Here is a 16,473-nt window from a genome sequence, read left to right on the forward strand (position 1 = left end):
GCAACGCGCACGGCGTCTATATGACGAAAAATGCGCCAGTCATAACTCTTGCGGGCATGCTAGCACATCACCATCGCCGTGGGTTTGTTAAATCAAATTTCTGCGATATTCAACTAATTGACGGCTCTTTCGCCGCGTAAAAAGAGGCGAAAGGGTTACTGGCGGAACAGATCGGCGCGGGTAAAGGGCTTTTCCAGTCCGGCCAGATCCGCAGAGAAACGTTCAAGGAACTGCTGCGTTGTAGCGACGCGCCCATGGCCCATCAATATCAACGGCACTAAAAAGGCCGCGCCGACCTGCGGCCAGCTAAAGCCCTTCAGCGCGGTGCGGCGCTGGCTGAGCAGAAAAGCGGAACTGAGGGTAAAGCCCAGCAGTAGCCCGGTCGCCACTTCACTGGCGGAGTGCGCATGCATCACCAGGCGCGAGAAGCCCACCATAAGCGGTATAAGATAGCCGACGCCGATAGCGAGCAGGCGTAACAGAGCTGGCCAGCGACCGGAAACCAGCCACAGCATAACCGGCCAGAGCGTGGCCGACATCGCGCTGTGGCCGCTAAAGCCGGTAAAGTTAAAACGGGCGCTGCCGATGCCGAAACCGAGAAAGAGGATCTTCGACAGGCTTACCAGCAGACCGGCCAGGCCAAAGGCGAGCAGCCAGTACCAGACCGTACGGCGATTATCGCTCTTCCACGGCAGGATCAGCGCGATGATCACCGCAGTCGGGATCAACAGCATGCTGTCGCCAAAATAGGTCAGTGTTCTCCAGTGCATAATCTTCCTTTAGTGTGGGCTGGCATGAATTTTCCCGCGCCATTAGCGGGCGGGAACGCGCTTCCGCTGCCTGATGCGCCAGCCGCATAAATAAAAACAAAACTGCCCGTTAGTTTATCGGGTAATGGTTTCGGTTTGAAAAGGGTAAATTCTGAAATCCCGACCGCGGCTTTTCTCTGGCGTCAAAAGAATGAAATCCCTATACTTAGCGCCTACTAAACCCTCTCCATCCCGTCCTGCGTCAAAACGCTTAATCGGCGTACAGCGCAGGCTCCAGTATCAGGTCGTTAAAAAGTATGACTGACAAGTCTCATCAGTGCGTGATTGTGGGCATTGCCGGTGCCTCCGCATCCGGAAAAAGTTTAATCGCCAGCACGCTCTATCGTGAAATCCGTGATCAGGTTGGTGACGAGCATATCGGTGTCATCCCCGAAGATGCCTATTACAAGGACCAGAGCCACCTCACCATGGAAGAGAGGGTAAAAACCAACTACGACCATCCCAGCGCAATGGATCATGACCTGCTGCTGCAGCATCTGCAGGCGCTGAAAGCGGGCCAGGATATTGATTTACCGGTGTACAGCTACGTCGAACACACCCGCACGCGCGACAGTATCCACCTGAAGCCGAAGAAAGTAATTATTCTTGAAGGCATTCTGCTGTTAACCGACGCGCGCCTGCGCCAGGAGCTGAACTTCTCGATTTTCGTTGATACCCCGCTGGATATCTGCCTGATGCGCCGCATGAAGCGCGACGTTAACGAACGCGGCCGCTCTATGGATTCAGTGATGAGCCAGTATCAGAAAACTGTGCGTCCGATGTTCCTGCAGTTTATTGAACCCTCGAAGCAGTACGCCGACATTATTGTGCCGCGCGGCGGGAAAAACCGCATCGCTATTGATATCCTCAAGGCCAAAATAAACCAGTTTTTTGAATAGGCGCGTCGGGTCTGACGCGCGGCGAACCGCCTGACGAGCGAGATTCAGGCTGTTCGCTACACTTATATCATGGAGACAGGTTAATGAGATTATGTGACCGCGATATTGAAGCCTGGCTGGATGATGGCCGCTTAGCCATCGATCCGCGTCCGCCGGTAGAACGCATCAACGGCGCGACCGTTGACGTGCGTCTGGGCAATCAGTTCCGCACTTTCCGGGGCCACACGGCGGCGTTTATTGACCTGAGCGGTCCGAAAGATGAAGTGAGCGCTGCGCTGGATCGCGTGATGAGCGATGAGATTGTGCTGCCGGAAGGCGAAGCCTTTTTCCTCCATCCAGGCGAGCTGGCGCTGGCGGTGACCTTCGAATCGGTTACGATTCCGGACGATCTGGTGGGCTGGCTGGATGGCCGTTCGTCACTGGCGCGTCTGGGACTGATGGTGCACGTCACCGCGCACCGCATCGATCCGGGCTGGCAGGGCCGCATTGTCCTGGAGTTCTATAATTCCGGTAAGCTGCCGCTGGCGCTGCGCCCTGGCATGCTGATCGGCGCGCTGAGCTTTGAGCCGCTTTCTGGTCCGGCGGCGCGTCCTTATAACCGTCGTGAAGACGCTAAATATCGCGGACAGCAGGGTGCTGTCGCCAGTCGTATCGACAAAGATTAAACCGCGAATATGGGGATTGAATGAAGAGAGTGATAACCACGCTGGCCATTTTACTGGTGGTCATCGTTGCCGGCATGACCGCGCTGGTGCTGTTGGTCAATCCAAACGATTTTCGATCCTATATGGTAAAGCAGGTCGAGCAACGCAGTGGTTATCGGCTGGAAGTGAGCGACGATCTGCGCTGGCACGTCTGGCCTAAGCTCAGCATTCTGGCCGGTCGCATGAGCCTGACCGCGCCCGGCGCATCGCAGCCGCTGGTCACGGCGGAAAATATGCGGCTTGACGTTAACCTCTGGCCACTGCTGTCGCACCAGCTTAGCGTCAGCCAGGTGATGCTGAGCAACGCCGTAGTGCGCGCCACGCCAGAGAGCGAGCCGCAGCAGCCGCAGAACGCCCCGATCGCCCCCGGACGCAGCGATGCCAGCGCGCCAGCCAGCGGCTGGTCGTTTGATATCAGCCAGCTGCGCGTTGCCAACAGTCTGCTGATCTGGCGCCAGCCGGGCGGCGAAGAATATAATTTCCGCAACCTTAATCTCAATCTCAACCAGGACGATCGCCATCTGGCGAATATTGAGCTAAGCACCAGCCTGACGCGTAATCAGCGCAACGCTACGCTGTCGCTCAAAGGCCAGCTCGACGCCGCGCAATATCCGCAGCGCCTGAGCGGTAAAATTGACGAGCTTACCTATGCGTTAAGCGGTGCCAATATACCGCCGCAGGGCATTAAGGGCACGCTGAGTGCGCAGGGCAGCTGGCGTGCCGATACGCAGCAGTTCACCCTGAGCCAGATGCAGCTCAGCGCCAATGACAGCGCGCTGACGGGCGAGGCGACCGGCACCCTGACGCCGCCGCAGCAGCTGGCGCTTCAGCTGCACGCTACGCAGCTTAACTTCGACAACCTGATGGCCAACGCGCCGCAGATCCGCAACAGCGGGGAGCAGCACGCAACGGTAGCGCGTGCGCCGGTCATTGCGGCCCCGCGCGTGCAAAACAATCTCGATTCGCCGCTTAACGATATGAACCTGGCGGTGAATTTAAAAGCGGACAGCGCGGTGTGGCGCGGCTTGTCGCTGCGCGACTTTGCCCTTGACGTAACCAGTCAGCAGGGGCTGATAACGCTGCGCGCGCTGAATGGCAAGCTGGGCGACGGCGATTTCTCCGCGCCGGGGACGGTCGATATTCGTCAGCCGGAAACCCGCGTCGCGCTCCAGCCGGTGCTGAATCATGTCGCCATTCAGCCTTTGCTCGCCGCTTTCGACATGCCGCAGACAATGCAGGGTGCGGTTTCGCTTAATGGCGACCTGAGCGGCGAAGGCCTTACGCTGGATGCGGCCAAGCGCCACTGGCGTGGTGAGGCGCAGCTGAACGCCAGCGACGTCAGGCTGGCGCAGATTAACCTGCAACAGATGGTGCGCCGCGCCGTTGAGCGCGCCAGCGATAAGGTCAGCAGCGACGAGAGCAGTGAGCAGGGTATCCGCCAGCTTGGCGGCACGCTGGCGTTGAATAACGGCGAGCTGCGCTTTACCGATCTGAAAGGGGAGGGCGATCGCCTGAAATTACAGGGCGGCGGCGAAGTGAATATACCGACACAGCAGCTGGATGTGACTTTCGGCCTGACGCTTACCGGCTGGAAAGGCGACGACCGGCTGGTTACGCTGCTGTCGCAGCAGGCGATTCCGCTGCGCATGTACGGCAGCTGGAATAACGTTCAGTATTCGCTGCCGGTCGATGAAGTGTTGCGTCAGCAGCTACAGAGCGAGGCGAAGTCGCGTCTGAACCAGTGGCTGGATCGCCAGCCGAAAAACAGCGACAACGACAGCCTGCGTAAGCTGCTGCGTCCCTGAATCACACCTCATAATCGAGATCCTGCGGCTGTTGCAGGATCTCGACCTTCTGTACGCGATGGTTATCCACCTGCAACGTGCGCAGCAGATAGCTGCCGACCTGCAGGGTTTCCCCCTCTTCAGGAATATGCTGCAACGTATCCATCAGCAGGCCCGCCAGCGTATGGTAGCTGCGCCGCTCATCCAGCGGCAGCCTGACGTAGAGCGCCAGGTCTTCCAGCGGAATATTGCCGTTGACGATCCAGCGGCCTTCGCCCTGCGCCTGCACATCATAGCGGGCGTCGATCTCTTCACCTTCAAGCGGTAAATTGCCAGCGATGGTTTCCATCAGATCGCTGAGCGTTACTACCCCTTCCACCGAGCCGAACTCATCCACCACAAAAGCAAAATGGGTACGCGCCTGACGAAACTGCTCCAGCGCCTGCAGCAGCGTCAAACGCTCCGGAAAGATCAGCGGCTGACGGATCAGCGCGCGTAAATCCAGCGACTGGTGGTGCAGTGACTGGTGCAGCAGATCGATAGCGTGCACTACGCCCAGCAATTCATTGCTCTGATCGGTGATCAGCAGGCGGGTATGCTGATTGCGGTCGAGACGCGCCATAATCTCCGCCGGATCGTCGTCCAGGTTAATATGCTCAATATCGTGCCGCGACGTCATAATGGTATTGACGTGACGCTGGGCAAAGTTGAGCACGCGGGCGATCATCACGCGTTCCTGGCGGTTAAACAGCGCGTGCTGATCGCTGTCGGCGATCAGTAACGCGCTCTGCGGGTCCAGTTCGGCGCGATCCGCCTCGCCGCGCAGCAGCCGGAGTACGGTTTCCGCGGTGCGCTGGCGCAGCGAACGCCCGGCTGACAGGGCGCGGCGGCGGTTGCGCTGCGCCAGCTGGTTGAACGCCTCAATAACGATTGAGAAGCCGATCGCCGCGTAGAGATAGCCTTTGGGAATAACAAAGCCGAGACCTTCCGCCACCAGGCTAAAGCCGATCATCAGCAGAAAGCTCAGGCAGAGGATGACGATGGTGGGATGGCGGTTGACGAAGCGCGTCAGCGGCTTGCTGGCCAGCAACATCAGCAGAATAGCGATGGTGACCGCCGTCATCATAACCGGCAGCTGGTTTACCATGCCGACGGCGGTAATCACCGCGTCCAGCGAAAAAATAGCGTCCAGCACCACAATTTGCGCTACGACTGGCCAGAATTTAGCGCCGCGATTATGTTGATTCTGCCCGTGGTCCTCTCCCTCCAGCCGCGTATTAAGCTCGGTTGTCGCCTTAAATAGCAGGAACAAACCGCCGAGCAGCAGCAGCAAATCGCGCGCGCTAAAGGGGTGGCTGTACAGGGTAAACAGCGGCTGCGTCAGCGTGACCAGCCATGAAAGCGACGCCAGCAGCAGCAGACGACACAGCAACGCCAGCAGTAAACCAATAACGCGCGCCCGATCGCGATCTTTAGCTGGCAGCTTTTCCACCAGAATGGCGATAAACACCAGGTTATCGATCCCCAACACCAGCTCAAGAACGATAAGCGTAATTAACCCCGCCCACAGCGAGGGATCCGCAAACACCTCCAACATGCCTTAGCCGCCTGAATATATCGAAGTCAGTAAAATCTGAGGATAGTGGAGTGAAGCGCAGGGCACAACTTGTCGCCGCGCCCGACGTTGCGCGCAACGCGGGATAATAATAGAAAGCGAATGGGCGTTTTCTTTCATCATTATGACAGCGTGATGTAAAGGAGAAGATTGCGAGCCGGTGAATAACTGATGAATCGATTTGAAATGCATCGCAGCAGCGAGGCAATTTATTAGCGTGGTGAATATGGAATTAATCTGATTTTTACGCAGGGTATTGCACTTTCAATTTTGCCGAATGACGGGCCTCAATACTAATGACTGGTAGTCTTTTTCCTAAAATAGTCAGGGGACGGCGGGGCCTACTTGTAAAGAAGCCAGTAATAACTAGTATAGCAACGTGCTGTTAAAAGTCTGCGCTTATGTTGATATTCGCCCACAGATTTGGCACCCAATGTTGTGAAATGTGATCTGTCCCGTGGGTATGCATCAGGCAGCCGGTCCGGGAATGACAGGCCGGAAACAGGATATCAAAAGCGGTATTGGCAGCGACAGCCAAGGGCGGTAGCGTGCCTGAAACGCCTTTTACGTTTAGAAAATAATCAGTGCGTCACGGCAGGTGAAGTCAGAGTAATCTGTTGGTATTTATAAAAATTTTCTTGTTTGCTTGATAAGGAAATTGGCGTGAACGCACCCTGGAACTCCCCTCAGTTACGCATATGTCGACGAGAAACTGATTCGCTCAATTATTACACAGCTCAGGGCGTCATGGGTTAAAGGAAATAAAATAAAGAGTTAAATATGCGCGATACTGAAATTACGTTTAAAAGTCTTTTCACTAAATTGTTGTTGGCCGGTTCGGATTTAATTTGTTTTAACGCTGCTTTATTCATAGCGCTGGCGTTAATTAATATGATGTCTGATTCGCCACTGGCAGATATTTCTGAAAAAGATCTGCATTTGAAAATTGCTACGCATATTTTCCTGTCGGTAATTTGCGTCGGATGGTTCTGGGTCAGGCTGCGTCACTTTACCTACCGCAAGCCATTCTGGTTCGAGCTGAAAGAAGTTTTTCGTACCATTCTTATTTTTTCCATTATCGACCTGTCGATTACCGCGCTGTCGCAGTGGCAAATGTCGCGTTTCGTCTGGTTCCTGACCTGGCTGCTGGCGCTGATATTAATTCCGCTGTCACGCGCTGTGGTTAAACACATGCTGAATCATTATGGCCTGTGGAAAAAGCAGACCATTATCATCGGCAGCAGTAAAAATGCGCAGGAAGCCTGGCAGGCGTTGCAGAGCGAAGAGGTGATGGGTTTCGACGTTATCGCCTTTTACGATGTGGATGGCTCCTGTCCGCAGGCGAGCATCTCCGGCGTGCCGGTGCTGCGCGAAGAGGCCGAACTGTGGAACCTGACCCACAGCGAAACGCAGTTTATCGTGGCAGTCGAGTACGAACAGAGTCAGTACCGCGACGTGTGGTTAAAAAACCTGGCGATGCATAACTGCCGCTCGGTCTCCGTTATCCCGACGCTGCGCGGCGTGCCGCTCTACGGTACCGACATGGCCTACATCTTCAGCCATGAAGTGATGATCCTGCGCGTCAATAACAACCTGGCGAAACGCACCTCGCGCTTCCTGAAGCGGGCGTTCGATATCGTTGGCGCGCTGTCGATCATTATCATGCTGCTGCCTGCGCTGCTGGTGCTCGGCTTCCTCGTTGGACGCGACGGCGGGCCGCCGATTTACGGTCACGAACGCGTCGGCATGAACGGCCGCAAATTTAAATGCCTGAAGTTCCGCTCGATGGTGATCAACTCCAAAGAGGTGCTGGAAGAGGTGCTTCGCACCGATCCGGTAGCGCGCGCCGAGTGGGACAAAGATTTCAAACTGAAAAACGATCCACGCATCACCAAAGTCGGCCACTTTATCCGTAAAACCAGTCTGGATGAGCTGCCGCAGCTGTGGAACGTCGTGCGCGGCGATATGAGTCTCGTCGGTCCGCGCCCGGTGATTGAAGATGAACTTTGCCGTTATGCCGGGGATGTCGACTACTACCTGATGGCGAAGCCAGGCATGACGGGATTGTGGCAGGTCAGCGGTCGTAACGACGTTGATTACGAAACGCGCGTCTATTTCGATTCGTGGTACGTAAAAAACTGGTCGCTGTGGAACGATATCGCCATTTTGTTCAAAACGGTGGGTGTCGTACTGAAGCGCGATGGGGCGTATTGATAGCCGGCGAGTGCGGGGAGCGCTGTACGGGCGCTTCCTGATTCAGACGCCGCCGCTGGCAACGTCATTGGCGATTGCTGCCATTATCGTGGCTGAAGGAAGCCGTTAATTGATGCAGAAGGTAATAATACGCATTTGCTTATTCCATCCTGTTAAACGGCAGCAACAAAAAGAGTTAGGGAGCAAGTGATAATGACAGACATTTTCAGTGCTTAGGCTGGCGAGTTTATTTTTTTTCAGCGCTTACACAGCGGCGTTTTCGCCTCTATCAATCAATAACTGATAGCGAAGATCTAGATGATTACAATCAAAACGAAATTGATACCCATGCTGGTATCCGCCACATTTCTCTCAGGGTGTACGGTTGTTCCTGGCCAGCACCTTTCCACTAGCGGAAAAGATGTCGTTGAGCAGCAGGACAGCAACTATGACATCGACAAATACGTCAATGTTTTCCCGTTAACGCCGCGCCTGGTCGAGCAGATGCGTCCTAAGCCGCTGGTGGCGCAGGCTAACCCAGGGCTGCAGAACGAAATCCAGAACTATGAATACCGCATCGGCATTGGCGACGTGGTTAACGTGACCGTATGGGATCACCCTGAGCTGACGACGCCTGCCGGTCAGTACCGCAGCGCCAGCGACACCGGCAACTGGGTGCACTCCGACGGCACCATCTTCTATCCCTATATCGGCAAGGTTCGCGTGGTCGGCCGTACAGTCACCGAAGTGCGCAGCGAGATCGCGCGCCGCCTCGCGCAGTATATCGAGAGCCCGCAGGTCGATGTCAGCATCGCCTCCTTTAAGTCGCAGAAAACTTACGTGACCGGCGCCGTGACCACCTCTGGCCAGCAGCCGATCACCAACGTGCCGCTGACGGTGCTGGACGCCATCAACGCCGCGGGTGGCCTGGCAGCAGACGCCGACTGGCGCAACGTGGTGCTGACGCACAACGGCACCGAGCAGCGCGTCTCTCTGCAGGCGCTGATGCAGAACGGCGACCTGAGCCAGAACCATCTACTCTACCCTGGCGATATCCTCTATGTGCCGCGCAACGACGATCTCAAAGTCTTCGTAATGGGCGAAGTGCGTCAGCAGTCAACGCTGAAGATGGACCGTAGCGGCATGACGCTGGCGGAAGCGTTGGGCAACGCGCAGGGCATGGATCAGACGGCCGCAGACGCTACCGGCGTCTTCGTTATCCGTCCGATTCGCGGCACCAACCGCACCAAGATCGCCAACATCTATCAGCTGAACACCAAAGATGCGGCGGCCATGGTAATGGGTACCGAGTTCCAACTTGAGCCTTACGACATCGTCTATGTCACCTCCACGCCGCTGACGCGCTGGAACCGCGTGATTTCGCAGCTGCTGCCGACCATCGCCGGCATCAACGATGCGAGCGAAGCGGCGCTGCGTTTCCGCAACTGGTCGAACTAGGTTTAGCCATGATTACGTCCGTGTTAGTGGTCTGCGTCGGCAACATCTGCCGCTCTCCAACCGGGGAGCGCTTACTGAAGCGCGCGTTGCCGGAAAAACGAGTCGCTTCGGCGGGTCTGGGCGCCCTGAAGGGCTATCCGGCGGATCAAACCGCCAGCGAGGTGGCTGCGCGTCATGGCCTCTCGCTGGAGGGACATCAAGCGCAGCAGTTAACCGCCAGTATGTGCCGCGATTTCGATCTGATTCTGGTGATGGAGAAACGTCACATCGAACAGGTCAGTCGCATCGATCCAGCCGCGCGCGGAAAAACCATGCTGCTTGGGCACTGGCTCAACCAACAGGAAATCGCGGATCCGTACAGAAAGAGTCGTGAGGCCTTTGAAGAGGTTTACGGGTTACTGGAAAACGCTACCCAGAAATGGGTCAACGTACTAAGCCGATAGTTGGGATTATCCATGAATATTAAAAATAAGGTTATGACCGCGCCAAGAGAGGAGTCGACGGGATTCGATCTTGGCCACCTTTTGGGCCAGCTGATCGATCACCGCTGGATCATTGTCGCCGTAACCGCCTTCTTTATGCTGGTGGGAACGCTCTACACACTGTTTGCCACACCGATTTACAGCGCCGACGCTATGGTGCAGGTGGAGCAGAAAAACACCAGCACCGTGCTCTCCGATCTGCAAAGCATCATGCCGGCGACGCCGGAATCCGATACGGAGATTCAGATCCTGGAATCACGTATGGTGATCGGTAAGACCGTGAGCGATCTCGGTCTGGATACCGTCGTCGAGCAGAAATATTTTCCGGTTATCGGGAAAGGGCTGTCGCGCCTGATGGGCAACAAACCGGCGCAGCTCGCTATCTCGCGTCTGGAGATCCCGCGCACCGTTGACAAGCGCAGCGTTGAGCTGGAAGTGACCGGCCCAACCACCTATACCGTAAGTAAAGATGGCGACGAGCTGTTTAAAGGCCAGGTAGGCCGTCTTGAGCAGCACGGCGAAATCACCATGCTGGTCAGCGACATTCAGGCGGACAAAGGCACCAGCTTTACCGTTACTAAACTGAACGAGCTGCAGGCGATTAACTCAGTGCTGGCGAACCTCACCGTCGCTGACAAAGGCAAAGACACCGGCGTGCTGGGCCTGCAGTATCTGGGTGAAGATCCTGACCACATCAGCAAGGTGCTGAACCAGATCGTCAATAACTATCTGCTGCAAAACGTTGAGCGCAAATCTGAGCAGGCTGAGAAGAGCCTCGAGTTTCTGCGCAACCAGCTGCCGCAGGTGCGCGCCAAGCTGGACGACGCTGAGAACAAGCTGAACACCTTCCGCCGCCAGAACGAATCAGTGGATATGTCGCTGGAAGCGAAATCGGCGCTCGACTCCTCCGTCAGCGTGCAGAGCCAGCTGAACGAGCTGACCTTCCGCGAAGCAGAAGTATCGCAGCTGTTCACTAAAGATCACCCGACCTACCGCGCGCTGCTGGAAAAACGCAAAACGCTGGAAGGCGAACAGGCGCAGCTGAACAAGAAAATCTCCCAGATGCCGCAGACGCAGCAAGAGATCCTGCGCCTGACGCGTGACGTACAGTCAGGTCAGGAAATCTACATGCAGCTGCTGAACCGTCAGCAGGAGCTGGGCATCAGTAAAGCCAGCACCGTCGGCGACGTGCGCATCATCGATAACGCGGAAACGGCCAACGCGCCGGTCGCGCCGAAGAAAGCGCTGATCATCGCCGCCAGCCTGCTGCTGGGTCTGATTGTCTCTGTGGGCCTGGTGCTGCTGAAAGCGATGCTGCATCACGGTATCGAGAACCCGGAACAGCTGGAAGAGCTGGGCATGAACGTCTATGCCAGCGTGCCGCTGTCTGAGTGGCAGCGTAAGAAGGATACCGAAGCGCTGGCGCGTCGCGGTCATAAAGTGAAAACCGATCCGCACGAAACGCTACTGGCATTGGGCAACCCGACTGACCTCTCAATCGAAGCGATCCGTAGCCTGCGTACCAGCCTGCACTTCGCCATGATGGAAGCGAAGAACAATATCCTGATGATCACCGGCGCGAGCCCTGGCATTGGTAAAACCTTTATCTGCGCCAACCTGGCGACGCTGGTAGCGAAAGCGGGTCAGCGCGTGCTGTTCATCGATGGCGATATGCGTCGTGGCTATACCCATGAGCTGATCGGCGCGGAGAACCGGTCTGGTCTCTCTAACGTGCTGTCGGGTAAAACCGAGTTCAGCCCGGCGCTGATTCAGCGCGGCCCTTATGGCTTTGACTTCCTGCCGCGCGGCCAAGTGCCGCCGAACCCGTCGGAGCTGCTGATGCACCGCCGTATGGGCGAGCTGCTGGACTGGGCGAGCAAGAACTACGACCTGGTGCTGATCGATACGCCGCCGATTCTGGCCGTAACCGATGCCTCAATTATCGGCAAACTGGCTGGCACCTCGCTGATGGTGGCGCGCTTTGAAACCAACACCACGAAAGAGATCGACGTCAGCTTCAAGCGCTTCGCGCAGAACGGCATCGAGATTAAGGGCGTGATCCTCAACGCCGTGGTGCGTAAGGCGGCTAACTCGTACGGTTATGGCTACGACTATTACGACTACGAATATGGCAAGCCGACCAAAAGCTAAACTTTGACGATTAACGGGGCGGTGTAACCGCCCCTTTTTATCGTCGCTTAAAGACGACACGCAACGATGTACACAGGTGATTCTGTGTTTCGCGCCAGACGCCACGCATAACACGCATAACCGGGCGGGCGCCCATAACAGAATGGTTCAGCAACAGGCAGACGCTTTCAGGCGCAGCTTCGCGCCAGGGCGCAAATGCCTGTCGGGCTGGCAACGTGTGGAATTAAGGAATCACACCATGGCTCCATATTGGTATATATCAGGGTTTCTGCTGCTGATTTCGATCGTGGAAATCCTGCTGAAAAAAGACGAACGCACTACGCACATCCTGACTTATCTGCTCTGCATCGCCGCAGCGACGCTGGTGGTGTTCGGCGGTATCCGCGGTCTCGGCACTGGGATGGATGATTATCAGTACCGCAGCTTTTTCGCCGATTTTATCAACCGTATTCAGGTCAACGGCTTTGCCAATACGGTGGCGTTTTTCCGCTATGAACCGCTGATTTTCATTCTGGCGTATCTGACTACGCTGTTTTCGCACAACGCCGATATTTTCCTGTTTATCTTCTGCCTGCTGGCGGTGACGATAAACGCGGTCTTCTTTAAGAAAATGTCGCCCTATCCAATTGTGGCGCTGGCGCTCTACTCGGCGCATATCTTTATCAACAAAGATATGAACCAGATCCGCTTCGGCCTCAGCTCGGCGCTGTTTCTCGGGGTTATCTGGTATATCTATCTGAAACGCTACTGGATGGCGTTAGGTTTCACCGTTTTGTCATTTTTAAGCCATAATACCGCAGTGATGGTGGTCTCGATTGTACCTTTCCTGTTTATCCGCGACTCTCGTTGGTGGCCGGTGGCAATTATCGTGCTGAGCGTTCCCGCTTCCAAAGTTGGCGGGACCAGCTTTGTTTCGCTTATTTCGACACATCTGGGTGCGATAGGAGAAAGGGCTGAAAACTACAATAACCAGTACGCCACAGGAGCCGAAGGGGGCGTCTTTTCAATCTCCAACCTGAAAAACGTAATGCTGGTGTTTATTTTTGTCTATTTCATGCTGAGCAATGAGATCAAAAAGTATAACCCCCAGCAGTATCGCCTCAATTATCTGTTGGTTCTGACGTTTGCCATCGGCGGCGCTATTCGTATCTTCTTTTATAACTATTCATCAGGTGCGCGTCTCTCTAACTACCTGTTGCAGGTGGAGCCGGTGATCATCTCCCTTCTGATCTACCAGGTCAGGCCCGTATTGAAACCAGCTATGTTTGCCATGTTTGCTTTTTTTCTTTTGTATTATCTCTACTACAACACGATTTCTCTTAAGCAGGCCGTGGTCGGCTACGAAGTCGCTCAGGGCTTTAGACTATTCCATTAGTTAAAGAGGAATACGACCTGGTCAGTTATCGCTCCGGTAACCCTTACTGATTGACGGGACTGCGTCCGCCGCCGCCGCGCGGTACGCAGTCCGTTTTTTATAGATTTCAGCCCTGTTTTTAAGAGGTACTGGCATGAAGGACATTCGTTTCTCCATTGTAATACCCGCGTATAACGCGTCGCAGTCGATTGTCGCGACGCTGGATTGCGTCAAGGCGCAGAGCTATCGCAATTTCGAAGTGATTATCGTTGACGACAAATCCGCCGATGCGGCGGCGCTGGCGGAGGTAGTCAACAGCGAGCGCTATCAGGATCTGGGCATCAATCTGGTGCTCTCTGAGGTGAAACTGAACGGCGCAGGCGCGCGCAACAAGGGGATCGAGCTGGCGACGGGCGACTATATCAGCTTCCTCGACGCCGATGATGAATGGCACGCCGACAAGCTGCTGGAGACCAGCCGCAAAATTGCGGAGCTGGAAGCGCAGGGCAAAAGCAAATTCGTTATCTACAGCCAGGTTAACATCTATCAGGACGGCACTTTCCTGAAGGTCATGCCGATGCAGACGCCGGGTAAAAACGAAACCGTGGCGGAGTATCTGTTCGGCTGCTACGGCTTTATCCAGACCAGCACCATCGTGCTGAAGCGCGAAGACGCCGCGCGCATCCAGTTCGATACGCGCTATATCCGCCATCAGGATTATGACTTCTGCATTCGCGCCGATCGTCTCGGCTATGAATTTGTCATGATCGCGCGTCCGCTCGCCACCTACCATCTGGTCACGAAATTTGGATCCAAGCATAAAGGCGAATCGGTGAAATATTCGCTTTTCTGGCTGGATGCCATGAAGCCGCATCTGACCTCGCGCGATATCGACACCTACAAGGCTTTCAAGCTGCCGCTGCGTTACAAAATGGACGGCAAGTCGCTGATGGCGAGCCTGACCTTCGCGCGCTACTTCTTTCTCACCAATAAAGACAACCGGGCCTATTTCCTTAACCGCGTGAAAGACAAGCTAAGGGCGCGGCTGGGCGGTGAAAAAGCGGTTTCCTGACTCTTTCTTGCTCCCCGACGCGGGAGCGTTTTCCCGGAACGATACTTTTTTATTCAGGTATGAATATGACGAATCATGTTGGCACCGTAGGCATTGTGATGCCGATGTATAACGCACGTCAGACGGTTTTACGCGCAGTGCAGTCGGTGATGAACCAGACCTGGCCAGACTGGCATCTTTACCTGATCAATGACAAATCTACCGATGATTCGCTGGCGCTGGTGCGCGAGCACTGTAACGATCCGCGCATTACCATTCTCGACAATGAGGTGAACCTCGGCGCGGCGGAGACCCGCAACGTCGGGCTGCGCGCGGCGAAAGAGGAGATTATCGCCTTCCTCGACAGCGACGATGAATGGCACGTCGACAAACTGGCGCAGCAGGCCGCGGCTATCGCTGCGGGCGATGATTTTGTGATCACCGAATATCACTACAAAACCAAAAATGCCGATCACGACATCACCTACAGCAAACCCTTTCTGCAACAGGAGAGCTTTGTGAAGAAGCAGTATCGCGTCTGCTTCTCTTCTGTCTGCTTCCGCCGTCCGCCGCAAGGTATTTTCTTCCAGCGCAAAGGGCACGAAGACTTCTTGTTTCTCTATGAACTCTTCACCCGTTACAAACAGGCGCGCGTGATCCAGAGCATTCTCGTTAACTATTACGAACTGGGCGATTCCCTGTCGCGCAACAAGAATAAAGCGGCTAAATGGCACCTGGAATTATTAAGAATTATCTATAAAAACAATCCTTTAAAAATCTATTACTATTACGGCTGGTATATGGTGAACGGCGTGCTGTTTACCCTCAAGCATCGATAACCGGATTGTCTTTTTACTCTTTTGAGGTGGGTAGCGTTAAATGAAAAAAATCGTCCTGGTGATCAAAGATGCCTATTCGTACGCCGGCACTGAGAACATCTGTAACTTTATGTCCGAGTGTCTGGGCGAAACGCATGACGTCACCATCTACTCGCTGGAAGGCAGCGGTAAAACCTTCTACCCCTTTGAGCATGTCAAAAATATCGTCAGCTTTGAGGGACACAGCAATCCGATCAAAAGCATCGTGAAGCGTATTCACAGCGAAGAGGTCGACAGCGTATTTCTCATCAGCATGGGACGCCTGAGCGTGATGTTCGCTTTCTGGAGCCTGCTCTCCGGCAAGAAGAAACGCTTTAAAGCCTATGCCTGCGAACATATCGCCATCAACTCCTTCAGCAAGCCGATCAAACTCCTCAAGTACCTGCTGCTGCGCTACTACGATCAGGTCATCGTCCTGACCGATAAAGACCATCAGGTCTTTTCCCGCTGGCGCATTCCGAGCAAGCAAATCCCTAACCCGGTGGTCTTTAAGTCTTTTGAACGCAAGACGCGCAGCCGTCAGGCGCTGGCAGTCGGCCGCCTCGATCACCAGAAAGGGTTCGATCTGCTGCTGGATATCTGGCGTGACTTCGCGCAAACCCATCCGGAATGGACGCTGGTCATCGCTGGCGACGGCGAGCTGCGCCAGCAGCTGGAGGATCAGGCGGCGGCGCTCGGCATCAGCGGCAGCGTTAACTTTGTCGGCCGCGTCAGTAATATCAACGACTACTACCGCGACAGCGATATGGCGCTGATGACCTCGCGCTACGAAGGGCTGCCGCTGGTATTGCTGGAGGCTAAATCCTGGTCGCTGCCGGTAGTGGCCTATGACTGCCCGACTGGCCCGCAGGAGATTATCAACCAGGGCGAAGATGGCTTCCTGGTGCCGATGAACGACAAAGCGACCTTCCTGGCGCGTATGGATCAGCTCGCCAGCGACGACGCACTCTTCTATGCCATGAGTCAAAAAACAAAAATTACCGCGCTGAAATTCGACGGTAAGCAGATCAAACAGAGCTGGCTGGCGCTGGTTTAACGGCGGCAAGGGAAGGACCTGATTGCAACGTGCCTCAGGGAACACTGTTATGGCCCATT

13 protein-coding genes are annotated in these 16,473 nt (G+C 55.2%); 11 read left to right on the plus strand and 2 right to left on the minus strand.

Features of this window, described 5'->3' with window-relative positions; translation table 11 throughout:
• Window positions 1-155: 155 nt before the first annotated feature.
• Entirely contained in the window at window positions 156-770 is a 615-nt protein-coding gene (locus B3797_RS16715; protein ID WP_311791641.1) for a phosphatase PAP2 family protein, read from the minus strand.
• A 296-nt stretch (window positions 771-1,066) separates the two neighbouring features.
• On the opposite strand from B3797_RS16715, the gene udk reads away from it, so the two are divergent.
• The 3 genes from udk to asmA all read left to right on the plus strand — a co-directional run bounded on the left by udk (window position 1,067) and on the right by asmA (window position 4,217).
• Entirely contained in the window at window positions 1,067-1,708 is a 642-nt protein-coding gene (gene udk / locus B3797_RS16720) for a uridine kinase (protein ID WP_081140483.1), read from the plus strand.
• 83 nt (window positions 1,709-1,791) lie between these two features.
• Window positions 1,792-2,373, plus strand: a complete 582-nt coding sequence (dcd, locus tag B3797_RS16725; RefSeq protein ID WP_033750209.1) for a dCTP deaminase — start codon at window positions 1,792-1,794, stop codon at window positions 2,371-2,373.
• 20 nt (window positions 2,374-2,393) lie between these two features.
• Window positions 2,394-4,217 carry an outer membrane assembly protein AsmA gene (asmA, locus tag B3797_RS16730; RefSeq protein ID WP_311791642.1) on the plus strand — a complete coding sequence of 608 codons (1,824 nt, stop codon included), beginning with the start codon at window positions 2,394-2,396 and terminating at the stop codon, window positions 4,215-4,217.
• Window position 4,218: 1 nt separating this feature from the next.
• On the opposite strand, the gene B3797_RS16735 is transcribed toward asmA, so the two are convergent.
• Window positions 4,219-5,793: a TerC family protein gene (locus B3797_RS16735; protein WP_311791643.1), complete on the minus strand. Its 1,575-nt coding sequence runs from the start codon at window positions 5,791-5,793 to the stop codon at window positions 4,219-4,221.
• Between the two features lie 798 nt (window positions 5,794-6,591).
• Here B3797_RS16735 and wbaP point away from each other — a divergent pair.
• The 8 genes from wbaP to B3797_RS16775 all read left to right on the plus strand — a co-directional run bounded on the left by wbaP (window position 6,592) and on the right by B3797_RS16775 (window position 16,414).
• On the plus strand, window positions 6,592-8,025 hold the full coding sequence (wbaP, locus tag B3797_RS16740) for an undecaprenyl-phosphate galactose phosphotransferase WbaP (RefSeq protein WP_311782590.1): 1,434 nt from the start codon (window positions 6,592-6,594) through the stop codon (window positions 8,023-8,025).
• A gap of 297 nt (window positions 8,026-8,322) precedes the next feature.
• The gene (locus B3797_RS16745) at window positions 8,323-9,462 is read left to right on the plus strand and encodes a polysaccharide export protein (RefSeq protein ID WP_311782589.1); all 1,140 of its coding nucleotides are present in this window, start codon (window positions 8,323-8,325) and stop codon (window positions 9,460-9,462) included.
• Between the two features lie 8 nt (window positions 9,463-9,470).
• Window positions 9,471-9,905: a protein tyrosine phosphatase gene (locus tag B3797_RS16750; RefSeq protein ID WP_311782588.1), complete on the plus strand. Its 435-nt coding sequence runs from the start codon at window positions 9,471-9,473 to the stop codon at window positions 9,903-9,905.
• 12 nt (window positions 9,906-9,917) lie between these two features.
• Complete coding sequence (gene wzc, locus B3797_RS16755) at window positions 9,918-12,095, plus strand: tyrosine-protein kinase Wzc (protein ID WP_311782587.1); 2,178 nt, start codon at window positions 9,918-9,920, stop codon at window positions 12,093-12,095.
• A gap of 238 nt (window positions 12,096-12,333) precedes the next feature.
• Entirely contained in the window at window positions 12,334-13,470 is a 1,137-nt protein-coding gene (locus tag B3797_RS16760; RefSeq protein WP_311791669.1) for an EpsG family protein, read from the plus strand.
• Window positions 13,471-13,603: 133 nt separating this feature from the next.
• Window positions 13,604-14,521: a glycosyltransferase family 2 protein gene (locus B3797_RS16765; protein WP_311782585.1), complete on the plus strand. Its 918-nt coding sequence runs from the start codon at window positions 13,604-13,606 to the stop codon at window positions 14,519-14,521.
• 65 nt (window positions 14,522-14,586) lie between these two features.
• The gene (locus B3797_RS16770; RefSeq protein WP_120454182.1) at window positions 14,587-15,339 is read left to right on the plus strand and encodes a glycosyltransferase family 2 protein; all 753 of its coding nucleotides are present in this window, start codon (window positions 14,587-14,589) and stop codon (window positions 15,337-15,339) included.
• Window positions 15,340-15,379: 40 nt separating this feature from the next.
• Entirely contained in the window at window positions 15,380-16,414 is a 1,035-nt protein-coding gene (locus B3797_RS16775) for a glycosyltransferase (RefSeq protein ID WP_271152892.1), read from the plus strand.
• The last annotated feature ends 59 nt before the right edge of the window (window positions 16,415-16,473 follow it).

This window comes from Pantoea sp. UBA5923, from assembly GCF_002431095.1.
Lineage (GTDB): Bacteria > Pseudomonadota > Gammaproteobacteria > Enterobacterales > Enterobacteriaceae > Pantoea > Pantoea piersonii.